This window comes from Belnapia arida (assembly GCF_016773205.1).
Classification (GTDB): domain Bacteria; phylum Pseudomonadota; class Alphaproteobacteria; order Acetobacterales; family Acetobacteraceae; genus Belnapia; species Belnapia arida.
This window is the reverse complement of record NZ_JAETWB010000074.1, coordinates 1-10,741: the sequence shown is the minus strand read 5'-3', so window position 1 is coordinate 10,741 and position 10,741 is coordinate 1. Positions and strand designations below refer to the sequence as shown.

The 10,741-nt window shown below is 64.5% G+C and carries 10 protein-coding genes; 4 read left to right on the top strand and 6 right to left on the bottom strand.

Features of this window, described 5'->3' with window-relative positions; genetic code table 11:
* The coding region (locus JMJ56_RS31530) for an isocitrate lyase/phosphoenolpyruvate mutase family protein (RefSeq protein WP_236038986.1) at positions 1 to 290 on the bottom strand (290 nt) is incomplete at its 3' end.
* A 1,920-nt stretch (positions 291 to 2,210) separates the two neighbouring features.
* Between JMJ56_RS31530 and JMJ56_RS31525 the strand changes: the two genes are divergently transcribed.
* Positions 2,211 to 2,552, top strand: coding sequence for a hypothetical protein (locus JMJ56_RS31525; RefSeq protein WP_202835831.1), 342 nt, complete (start codon positions 2,211 to 2,213; stop codon positions 2,550 to 2,552).
* An 86-nt stretch (positions 2,553 to 2,638) separates the two neighbouring features.
* Here JMJ56_RS31525 and JMJ56_RS31520 read toward each other — a convergent pair whose 3' ends face one another.
* The 5 genes from JMJ56_RS31520 to JMJ56_RS31500 form a co-directional block, all read right to left on the bottom strand.
* Positions 2,639 to 3,010 (bottom strand): YbaN family protein, encoded by a 372-nt coding sequence (locus tag JMJ56_RS31520; protein ID WP_202835829.1) that lies wholly within the window; start codon positions 3,008 to 3,010, stop codon positions 2,639 to 2,641.
* Between the two features lie 139 nt (positions 3,011 to 3,149).
* Positions 3,150 to 3,485 (bottom strand): DUF3325 domain-containing protein, encoded by a 336-nt coding sequence (locus JMJ56_RS35875; RefSeq protein ID WP_202835828.1) that lies wholly within the window; start codon positions 3,483 to 3,485, stop codon positions 3,150 to 3,152.
* Positions 3,482 to 5,008, bottom strand: a complete 1,527-nt coding sequence (locus JMJ56_RS31510; protein ID WP_202835827.1) for a PepSY-associated TM helix domain-containing protein — start codon at positions 5,006 to 5,008, stop codon at positions 3,482 to 3,484. The genes JMJ56_RS35875 and JMJ56_RS31510 overlap by 4 nt, the downstream gene beginning before the upstream one ends.
* Complete coding sequence (locus JMJ56_RS31505; protein WP_202835826.1) at positions 5,005 to 5,277, bottom strand: DUF3649 domain-containing protein; 273 nt, start codon at positions 5,275 to 5,277, stop codon at positions 5,005 to 5,007. Before JMJ56_RS31505 ends, JMJ56_RS31510 begins: the two co-directional genes overlap by 4 nt.
* Before the next feature lie 7 nt (positions 5,278 to 5,284).
* Positions 5,285 to 7,444 carry a TonB-dependent siderophore receptor gene (locus tag JMJ56_RS31500; RefSeq protein WP_202835825.1) on the bottom strand — a complete coding sequence of 720 codons (2,160 nt, stop codon included), beginning with the start codon at positions 7,442 to 7,444 and terminating at the stop codon, positions 5,285 to 5,287.
* A gap of 486 nt (positions 7,445 to 7,930) precedes the next feature.
* Between JMJ56_RS31500 and JMJ56_RS31495 the strand changes: the two genes are divergently transcribed.
* The 3 genes from JMJ56_RS31495 to JMJ56_RS34525 all read left to right on the top strand — a co-directional run.
* A complete protein-coding gene (locus JMJ56_RS31495; protein ID WP_202835824.1) occupies positions 7,931 to 8,887 on the top strand; it encodes a LysR substrate-binding domain-containing protein in 957 nt (318 codons plus the stop codon).
* Positions 8,888 to 9,648: 761 nt separating this feature from the next.
* Positions 9,649 to 10,284, top strand: coding sequence for a transglycosylase SLT domain-containing protein (locus tag JMJ56_RS31490; protein WP_202835822.1), 636 nt, complete (start codon positions 9,649 to 9,651; stop codon positions 10,282 to 10,284).
* Positions 10,285 to 10,363: 79 nt separating this feature from the next.
* Positions 10,364 to 10,741: hypothetical protein (locus JMJ56_RS34525; RefSeq protein WP_236038984.1), on the top strand; the 378-nt coding region annotated here is incomplete at its 3' end.

The following is a 10,741-nucleotide window of genomic DNA, read 5'->3' as shown; positions in this document are numbered from 1 at the left end:
GCCGGAGTACGTCCGCATCGCGTAATCCCGACGACGAGCAGGAACCAGTGCATCCAAGCGGCTGACCCATGCAACACGACGATTGTGAAGCTGTCGAACATCTCGCCGAACGAGATCAGGTCGAGATCCGGTCCACCCAGCCTGCTGGCGGCAACGCAGCTGCCGGACAAGAAGGCGGTTTGAAATCCCGCCGCGGCAGCAAGCTTCGCACTGATGCCATCCCATACCGCCGGCATAGCGATGAAGCCGGGCTGCGCCAGCAGGGCGCGCAGGCGATCTGGAAGTGTCATGGTTGGATTTCTTCCACGTTCAGGGATCAGAGTAAGTCAGCCCGCCGGCGGCCGAAAACGGGAGGTCATAAGCCTCCTTTGACCGCAGCACCCATAGGTCTTGGACCGGCTCCATTCGGGAACCCATAAGCCATGAGAGCCTTGGCGCTTGTTGAGGCGCACGGCGTCAGCGTTGCACCTGTGCCTTGACGGGCAGGGGGCATTCACACATGACCCGCAGGGGGCATCCACACATGCGATAAGTATCCCGTCGAGCAGGTGAGCACCTTGGCTCGAGGAATTCTATTATTGTTGGTCCGGCAACAACATTGCCATCAGTGTCGATGCCGCCAACCAACTATGCGCCAAACCGAGGCGCCTCAACACGACGGCAGCCTCATAGTATCAAGTGGTCGCTTATAAGGGATCGGATCCGTCGCGTGGCGCTTGGATTCGGTAGCCCTGGGTCGATTGGCGCGAAAGGCCGCTGATTGCGGCGCGCTTCCACGCCCGCTCATCTGACCGTCTTTCGCTCCGCGGTCATGCTTCTGTGGAGACGCCGCCCCTTACGGCGGAATGGCACCCCACACGTCGCAATCGCGGTGCGGACCCGTCGCTGGCTGTAACCAGTGGCTCGTCTCAGCTCGAAGATCGTCTCACCCGCCTCATAGCGCGATGCGATCTCCGACGAACTAACCTCAGCCATCGTCGGAACGATCGCTGCCCGTTCCTCCATCATTGTGCCTCGCATCCAACTACTTCGCTGCGAGGCGCCGCGAGGCTCGGGAGATACAAATGGTAGGAGAAGATCTCGGTCTCATCTTGAGAAGGCGAGATGCCGATGCCCTCGATGTCGCGGGGCGAGCACGTGCCTTCGGCGCGGCCAGCACTCTGTCGAAGCGATCGCTCCAGGGCGAGGCAGGCCGTCAAGCATGCTGTGCCCAATGAATGATATCGCATGCCAATCTCCTTATGGACTGCGTTCCAGGCCAACAAATCCTATTTGCGAATCACTCGCAATTGCAACAGGGTTTTTGGGTATTGTTGCGAGGTCCTCCAATGCACTCCGCACCGCTGTCCCCGTTCCTGTTCCTGGCCAAGGTGGATTTCATGCAGACCGCTTTCTCCCAGCGGTCACCCCCGTTGCAGCGTGATACGGCCTCGACGGCTCGTGTCGCAGCCGACACTCGAGCGCCAACTTCGCCCGGAACGGCGGGCCAGCCTGCCAAGGCAAGTTCCGGCTTCCGATCGCAGGCCTGATTGAGCCCCGATCATGGACCCCTGCTCGCCAAACCATCATCCCGCGCCCGGCGATCGTGCCACCTCCGACCTTGGAGCAGCCGAGACCGTTGTTGTTGCCGCTCTCCGATGTTGGGTCGCACCCATCATGCACCCCGAAAGTCAGCATCCCGACTGGCAGCCTGTCCTCCGGCTAGCCGGGTTAGACAACGCGTCTTTGGCCGAGTTCGATGTGCTGATGGCCATCCTCGCCCGATCCGCCCAACGTGTGCTTGAGGTCCGGTGCTGCCGCTGCCCTTCGCTTGGTGCTGACGAAATCGCAATGCTGGAACTCGTCGGTAGCCAACAGGCAGGCGACGCGGTCGGCGCGTTGAGTGTGCTCTCAGACTGGCTACCGTCACCGGTCGTAAGGCCGGCCCTTCTGGCAGTTCGGCACTTCTCGGCTGACATGCTGGCGGCCGGTCTACGCGTGCCAGTGTCGGCAGCCGGGGGTGGCGGTCGAACTGCCTTGCCGCGCGGCATAAGTCTACATTGATCCCAATGGAGTGACAGCCTGGTGGCCCCGCTTCGACCTCCCATGTTGAGGACATGACGCAGCCCATGCCCTACCGGTCACCCTGTCGCCCGCTTGTCGCTCTGGGACTGGCGCTGAGCATCCTGACTGGCTGCGCCCGCGCCACACCTGAAGCCTTTCATGCCCGCATGGCCTCCCTCGTCGGGCGCTCCGAAGCCGATCTCGTGGCAGCCCGCGGTGTGCCAAAGCAGACCTACGACACTGAGGGCAGGCGCTTCCTGCAATACGAGGACCGGCGCCTGGTCAGCTATCCCAGCGCTCCCTTCTACGGACCGGCCTATGGCGGGTTCGGCTATGGCGGCTTCGCTGGACGGCGCTTCGGTCCTGCTTTCGGCGGCTATTACGGCAGCGCCTTCGTGCCGACGGTCGAGACCCGGGCTTGCGACGTGACCTTCGAACTGCGCGCCGGGCGGGTTGTCGGCTTCACATCGCGCGGCAATGACTGCGTGGCCACCCCGGCCGCCGGCTGACCCGCGGCGACCCGGCCATTGCGCGGGGCTGAGACTGCTTTTCACCAGCTCGCTGGTGGACACGACCCCCAGCCTCGGTCCTGACGTCAGCCCGGCCGCGAGGGCCGGGTGACGATGAACGATCCCACCATGACCAGGCAGGCCGCGGCGATGGCGGATGCGACTAGGTTGCGGAAGGCCACCGCCACCACCAGCCAGCTCAGGGCCATGCCGAATACGGCCGCCTTCTTCGCGCGGCGGCTGATGCAGCCATGGTCCTGCCAGTCTCGCAGCGTCGGCCCGTAGCGCGGATTGGCCAGCAGCCTCGCCCGTAAGGCCGGTGAGGCACGGCCGAAGCACCAGGCGGCCGACAGCAGGAAGACGGTCGTCGGCATCAAGGGCAGGACGGCGCCGACAGCCGCCAGCGCAAGGCTCAAATAGCCGCACCACAGCCAGAGCCACCGTTGAGGACCGCGCATGACGCCTCTTGGAGTGAATGTCGTCTCGTAATCCGATCCGCCTGACGCGTGCTACTGGGGTGAACCGGCTTCCAACGATGAATGCCCGAGCAGCACCGGCGTGCACCGTGCGCGTCGAGTGCATGCGGCGACCACGAGATTAGGTGATCGCCGCGGCAACAACATGCCATATTGCCGCACATGTACTGAGAAGTCCGAGCAACGCCACTCCCCAAGGCGCCCAGGGTAGCAGGAGCGCTACGACCAATCCGCTGACGGTCGCCATGCCGAACCAGGCGACAAGGCCCATGGCCCATCCCCATTCGGCTCCACAAGCGACCGACGCGAGGACGAGCGAAGCAATGCCAGCGATCCGCAACACCGCCTGCACGGTACGTTGAGGCATCCGGTTGCGAAGCTGCCTATAATGTCGATCCATGGCGAAGCAGAGCGCCGCCAAGCCGGCTAACGTCCCGGACAAGCCTGCCAGGATCATCGATACCGGCCAAGCGGCCTGCTCACCGGCGTACCGATGTCTCCACCACTCCGGCCGCGGAGCGTCATGCGCCAAGCAAGGAGACCGGAGGCAAGGCCGCAGGCGAAGGCCGTGGCGCTGACACCAAGTCCTGCGCTTACCAGCGGTGAGCCGCCGGTCAACAGATCGATAATGGGAAGCATGCAACTGAGAACGGCCGCTACGCTGATCTGCTCAGCCCAGGCCCGTGCCGGTGGGCGGCGCATCGCGTGCAGCAACGTCGCCAGCCAGACTGGCAGCAGCAGGCCCATTTCCCAGGCGGCACGCTCCTCCAGCCCAACCGGCAGCAGGCGATTGAGCCAAAAATAGGCAATACACGCGATGAGGACGCCTGCCACGGCGGCGACATTCACCCGCTCTACCGCGTGGTCGAAGCGCGAAACCTCCGTGGCATGCACAACCCGACGCTTGACGGTGAAGAGTATGAGCCCGGTGCCGATCATCGCGGTACTGACCAAGCCAGATAGAAAGTAGAGCCAGCGCAGCACATCACCCCCAAACTGCGCCATATGCAGCCCTACCATCACCCGCCAGGCCAGCACCGAGCGGTTCCAAGTAGTCTGGCTGCCAAGCGACGCTCCGGTCATGCCGTCGAAGGCCACGTGATCCGCGACCGCAGCGATCCGGTCATCGAACCGGCGGAAGATCTCCACCACCGCCTGGGTGTCGCCCGGATTCCGCACGACAACGGTCTCCGCGCTGTCCCGGCCAAGGATTGCCTCCGCTGGTGCCAGGAACTGGGCTAGGGGCAGCATCTCCGTCGGTTGGCGTGCCGCCGGGCGCTCGAACTGGGTCACCACCTGAGCACGCAAGGCCCCCGCAGAGCCGTCGAAGAACATGGTGATGCCGACCGGCATGTAGACGGTGAAGGACATCGCCAGTCCGGTGTAGGTGATCATCAGATGGAAGGGCAACGCGAGCACGGAGGCCAGAGTATGCCCGTCCATCCAGACCCGCTGCGCCCGCATGCCGGGCCGGAAGGTGAAGAAGTCGCGGAAGATGCGCTTGTGGATGACGATGCCGCTGACCAAAGCCGCGAGCATGGCCATCCCCAGCCCGGCGACGATCCAGAGGCCGGTATTGCCGGCCATCAGATTGGCGTGGAAGTCGACGAAAAACTCGCCGCCTTCGGTATCGCGGACTGGGATGACCTCGCCGCTTGCCGGATCCATGTAGCGCGTGGCAAAGGCTCCCGCCTCGCGCCATCGCAGCATGACCGGCTCCGTGTCATCCGCTGCCGGCAGAGTAATACGCCAACTCGCTGCGCGCGGCGCCATGTGAAGGAGCAGGCCTTCGGCCCTGGCGAGAGCCACCTCCCGCGATGCCACTCCTGCCTGACGCAGTTCCGGACGCATCCAGGCGCTGATTTCATGCTCGAAGATGGCGAGTGTGCCGGTAAGGAAGATGGCGAAAAGCAGCCAGCCGAACAGCAGGCCACACCAAGTGTGCAACCATGCCATCGATCGGGTGAAGCTGCCTTTCATGATGTCGGCCAGCCCAGGAGGAGGATGGCCGCGCAGGGTGCGGTGGCCACCAACAACCCGGTCCAGGCACGGCTCGCCGAGCGCGCACCGAAGGCCCAGAGTATGGCCGCGAGATAGGGCAAGAATGCGAGCGTGGCTGAGATGTAGACGGCATCGGCACGCGGCACCGGCAGCAGCAGGGCGAGAGCACCAGTGCTGGCGTAGGCCAAGGCGTACCCACCAAGTGCGGCCGCCAGGATGCGGCCGATCAAATCCGCGGGCCGCGTCATGCTGGATTCACCACCGATAGCTGAGCGTTGCCAGCACCGTGCGCCGCGCCCCAAAGAAGCAGTCGGTGGAGCTGGCGCAGGTCACCACTCTCTTGTCGCCAAGGTTGGACGCGTTCACGGCGACGCGCAGCCCATCCAGGCCCCGGGCCAGTCGGCCCAGGTCATATCGGATGGCGGCATCGAACAGGGTGTTGGTCGGGGTTTGGAACAGGTTCGGAGCATCGCCGTAGACACCCGTATAGTAGCGGGCACCTCCGGCGAGCCCAAGGCCGGCGAGACGGCCCTCGGGGAGGGTGTAGTCGAGCCAGAGGGCAGCGCTATGCTCCGGTGTCAGGGTAAGACGCTTGCCAAGGGTGTTGGCGATCGTGCTCCGCGTCACCTCGCTGTCCGTGTAGGTGTAGCTGGCAATGGCGTTCAATCCGAGGGCGAGGGTCGCGCGCCCCTCGACCTCAACACCACGGACCCGGGCCTCGCCGGTCTGGATTTGGAACAAGCTGTTGGAGGGGTCTGTCGTCAGGACGTTGCTGAGCGTCGAATCAAAGGCGGCAACGCTCACGAGGGCGTTGACCCCCGGTGGCTGATAGCGCAACCCGACCTCCCATTGCTCGCCACGCGTCGGACGGAACGGCAAGCCGGCCGCGCTTATGCCGACCTGCGGCTGGAAGGACTGCGACCAAGCCACATAGGGCGCGAAGCCCGACTCAAACAGGTAGTTCAGCCCGACGCGGCCCGAGGCGGCGCGGTCGCTCTGAGCGATATTCCGGTTCGTCAGACGGTTCTCGGTATCAGTATCGACCCAATCGTGCCGGCCGCTAAGCGTCAACACCCAGCCGCCAAGGCGGATCTGATCCTGCACATAGGCTCCAACCTGGTTTTGCGTCGTGAAGGTGTTGGTCGTGTTGTAGCTGGTGGGCAGGGCGAAGGGGCGTCCATAGACTGGATTGAAGATGTCGATCGTAGGTGCGGCCGCGCGGCCGAAGCCGAGGTCGGCGGTGCCGCGGCGATAGTCGATGCCGGCGAGGACGGTGTGGGCCAGCGGCCCGGTGGCGAAGCGGGCCTCACCCTGGTTGTCGACGGTGAAGGCGTCGGCATGGTCGCGGATAGCGACGGCGGTGCGGTTCAGGGTCCGCAGGTCTGCCTGCAGGCCAAGGCCACGGACGACGTTCATGTCGAAGTTGATGCGCGAGTAGCGGAGGTTTTGTCGGACGGCGAATGTGTCGTTGAAGCGGTGGGAGAAAGCGTAGCCCACGCCCCACTGGTCGCGGTCGAAGTTGTTCGCTGCCCGCTCTCCGACGAAGCGGTTGAAGGGGATGGTACCGTTCGGGTTCGACTGCAGCGTTCCGCGGGGCGGCAGGAACTGCTGGACTCCAGAATCATCGCGCTGCCAATAGGACAGCAGGGTGACGCTGGTGTCGGGGCTGATCCGCCAAGTAAAGCTCGGCGCCAGGAACAGACGCCGGTCCCGCAGCTCATCGACCTGAGTGCCCGAATCGCGGGCCATTCCGTTGAAGCGGTACAGGTAGCGTCCCTCGGCATCGATCGGGCCGCCGACATCGAAGGCGCCCTGCAGCCGATCGAAGCTCCCCGTCTGCAGCTGCACTTCGCGCGTCCGAACATCCGTAGGGCGTCGACTGATCATGTTCAGCATCCCACCGGGCGGGATCTGCCCATACAGAACCGAAGCCGGTCCACGCAGTAGTTCAAGCCGCTCAAGGCCCCAAGGCTCGACCTGCGGGACTGCGTAGAGATTGTATGGTAACCGCAGCCCGTCGAGAAACTGAGCATTCTGCAGAGAATAGCCACGCACCGTGCTCCACCCGTAGCGGACGTCGCTGCCATAGGGTTCAGCCAAGCCACCCGGAACATAGCGGAGGGCTTGTTGGGTGTCCTGAACGGCCTGGGCATCGAGCTGATCGCGGGGCACGACGGAGACCGCTTGTGGGGTTTCCAGGATTGGGGTGTCGGTCTTGGTGCCGCTGGTGCTCTGCCGTGCCACATAGCCGGGCACGGCACCTGTTCCGCTCTCGGCACGGGACTGCACGTCGAGCGTTGGCAAGGTGATGCTGCCAGCAGGCGCGTCCTGGGCCGTGGCTTGGTGGGGTGCCATTGGAGCGGTCACCATCAGCACACCGAAGACCAGTACGGATCCGTGCTGCATGGATTTCATGAACTACTCCGTCACCAATGGCAGGCAGATGGAGTTTCGTTAACTTATCCCTAAATTTATGCAACTGCGATTCATTTGCAAATTACCGTGGGTCTAATCGGTTCTGGGCGCTAGCGACGCCCCGCAATCTTAGCCTCACGGTAGCATCCGACCAGTCGATCTCGCCGTCTGCACCATGACTTGGTCAGGCGGTTGCCGAGCCGCCTCGCGCTTGCCCAGGGTTAATCATAGGTCGGTGGCGAGGACGCCAATCGGGACGACGGTGATGTCGAGCAAGGTGTACTCCCGTGAAGCCGAAGCGACCCCCCGGGTCAGCACAACGTCAAAAATCACCAGCTCAGCCATTCACCCGTACTATATCACTTGCGGTAAGCCCCGCACAGAGCAAGTCAGCAGTATAGATTGAGCGCTGAAGACGGATGCATGCTCTTTCATTCACTATAAATCGACCACGTTCTGGCAATCCGTGCTGATACCAGAGATGCCATGCCCTCGCTGTCCCTTGCCGGTCTGTCGCTGCGCGACCTTGAATACGCCGTCGCCGTCGACGAGCTTCGCCATTTTGGGCGTGCCGCCGAGCGCTGCGGCGTCAGCCAGGCCGGCCTGAGCGAGCAGGTGCGAAAGCTCGAGGGTCTGCTCGGGGTCGCGCTGTTTGAGCGCACTTCGCGCCGCATTGCGGTCACCCCCGAGGGCGAGCCGCTGCTCCGGCAAGCGCGTGACCTTCTCGACGGCGCCCGGGCGTTGCTAGAGGCAGCGCAACGCCGTTCCGGGCCGCTTGACGGCCCACTGCGGCTGGGCGCCATCGCCACCCTCGGCCCGTACTACTTGCCGGGTCTGCTTCGGGAGGTGAGGAGTGCCTTCCCCCAGCTTGAGTTAAGGCTGGAGGAAGGGCGCACGGCCGCATTGCTCGACGCTTTGCAGGCCGGCAACTTGGATGCTGTCCTGCTGGCTCTGCCCGTTGGCACTGATGGCGTGACTACCGCCCCGTTGTTCTTCGAGCCGTTCCTCGCCGCCTTTCCGGCCGAGCACCCGCTGGCCGCGCAGTCGACGCTTATAGCCGCCGACCTGGCGGGCGAAGGCCTCCTGTTGTTGGAGGAGGGGCATTGCCTACGCGATCAGGCTTTGGCTCTGTGCGGTGCCACCGGAGCCGGGCGAGGCTCGCGTTTAGCCAGCAGCCTGGAGATGCTGCGCCACATGGTTGCTGCCGGTGAGGGCTTCACGCTGTTGCCGCTGCTGGCCACACGAGAGCGAGCTGACCTCGACGGCCTCGTCCGTCACCGTGAGATCGAAGGTGGAACCGTCGGCCGCACCATTGGCCTGATTTGGCGTGCGACCGATCCACGGAGCACCGCCTTTCGCCGTTTCGCGCGCTTTCTTGAAGGTACTGCACCCATCGGCACCCATTCTGCCCAAGAACTAGAAAGCTCCGACGGGATAACGTGAGGTTCAGCAATTCTACAAATGGTTTAGATGGCAAGCGCAGCGAGTATCACGTAGTCGAGAGGTTACTTCCTCCTTTTAGTGGCGCATTACAGCTGGATGGGTATGCCCAGGCGCAAAACATTCTTACTTAACATTTATTTATGAGACTTCCGTTCCGGCCAGGAGTGTGAACGGACACGCATCGTGCGGTGCTGCCGATCGGGGGTAGGGGTGCTTCCGATTGGAGTGCCGCAGGGCGCCTTGGCAAAACACCGGCACAAGACGGGAGCGGAAGCCAAGATGAGCCAAGCAATCGGCGTCACAAAGACCTAGCGGACCACCACCGCGTTCCAGGCAAGTCGGAGCGCACTTCCCCACCGGGCCCGTCGGTCCTCCGACAGACACGGTAACCGCCTTCCGAGCGAGCAAGCGGCCCAGCGCCGCCGGGAGCGTCCCAGGGACGCCACGGCTCGCCAGCCCCGGACGAACCTATGATCGACATCAGCCCCCGTGCCGGCGCCGCCGGTGCGTGCCCCAGCCTTGTGCCCAGGCTGGAACGTTGCCGTCGCCTCAGCCTCATGCTGGCTCTGCTGTTTGCCCCTCTTGGGCTGATCGGGACGGCCCAACAAGCTGAGGCTGGTCAACGGGCCCAGGCCCGCACCGCGTCGAATCAGTCCACGCATCGGCATATCAAAGCGCCGGCGCCTCGGCACAGAGCACCGACCGTAGCAGCAAGGCGGACCGAGCCTGCCGTTAAGGTTTCCGGTGCGGAACCTGCTCCCGTGGTGTTCGCAGCCCTGCAACGGGCCGAGACAGCAACCGGTGCCGATGCGGGGCTGCTCTTCGCCATTGCTCGGCGTGAGAGCGGCTTCCAGGCCGGCGCGTACAGCCGCAGTTCTTCGGCCCGCGGGCTGATGCAGTTCACCAGTGCAACCTGGATTGAGGTGGTGCGCGACTACGGCTCCCAGCATGGGCTGGCGCATCATGCGGCTGTCCTCGCGTCGGTTCCTCGCGGCAGCTTGCCGGCCAACCGCCGCCTTGTCACCGAGGTGCTGCGCCTGCGCGACAACCCGCATCTTGCGTCGGCGCTGGCCGCGGAGCGCCTGGAGGGCTGGCGCGGGGCGCTGGAGCAGACGCTCGGACGGAAGGCCAGTGGGACCGACCTCTACCTCGTACACCTGCTGGGACCGGCCGGGGCCCGGCGCTTTCTTGCCGAGTTGGCACGTGCGCCAAGCCAGCCCGCTGGCGCCGTAGTGGGCACGGCCGCCAGGGCGAACCGGTCCATCTTCGTCCGCGATGGACGCGCCCTGAGCTTGTCTGAAGTCTACCGGGACCTCGCCCGTTCACTGGCCGTCGACACCGCGGACAGAGTCGCACCCCGCCAACCCGCAGCGGTTCAACTGGCCGAGGCCCGCTGATCGCCCCCTCTTGGTCACAGGAGCAAGCATCATGCGCCGACACCTCTCCGGGCCGGGCCTACGTCGTAGGTGGCTGCGTATGGTCGCTGGTCTCGCAGTCGCCTTCCTGGCAAGCCCTGGCCCCACCACGGCGGCCGAGATCGCCTCTCGTCCAGTGGCGTTCCGCGCTTCGAGCCAGGACGATCAAGCTCGAGTATGGGGTCTTTTCAGCTTCGGCATGGCTCCTGCCCAGGCGCACCGCGCGGCTTTGCGGATGGGCGGCCTGCTCGTACTAGCCGCCGGTGCTTCGACATCTGGCCAACCCGCTGCCTACCATGGCCGAAGCAACATCAGGAGCGGGAGGCAAAGTCGCAGTGACCTCGCGCTGGTATGGTTCGACGGGGTCACGTCCGTCAACGTGGTGGAATTTGCTGATGGGCTGCGGGTGACCACGGCTCAGGCGGGCCGGGGTGGCAGT

Bases quoted from the DNA above. Each gene is read 5' to 3' on its own strand.
- JMJ56_RS31500 (WP_202835825.1), bottom strand. From the start codon at position 7,444: ATGAAATCCATGCAGCACGGATCCGTACTGGTCTTCGGTGTGCTGATG.
- JMJ56_RS31510 (WP_202835827.1), bottom strand. From the start codon at position 5,008: ATGAAAGGCAGCTTCACCCGATCGATGGCATGGTTGCACACTTGGTGT.
- JMJ56_RS31495 (WP_202835824.1), top strand. From the start codon at position 7,931: ATGCCCTCGCTGTCCCTTGCCGGTCTGTCGCTGCGCGACCTTGAATAC.
- JMJ56_RS31525 (WP_202835831.1), top strand. From the start codon at position 2,211: ATGGCCTCCCTCGTCGGGCGCTCCGAAGCCGATCTCGTGGCAGCCCGC.
- JMJ56_RS35875 (WP_202835828.1), bottom strand. From the start codon at position 3,485: ATGATCCTGGCAGGCTTGTCCGGGACGTTAGCCGGCTTGGCGGCGCTC.
- JMJ56_RS31520 (WP_202835829.1), bottom strand. From the start codon at position 3,010: ATGCGCGGTCCTCAACGGTGGCTCTGGCTGTGGTGCGGCTATTTGAGC.
- JMJ56_RS31505 (WP_202835826.1), bottom strand. From the start codon at position 5,277: ATGACGCGGCCCGCGGATTTGATCGGCCGCATCCTGGCGGCCGCACTT.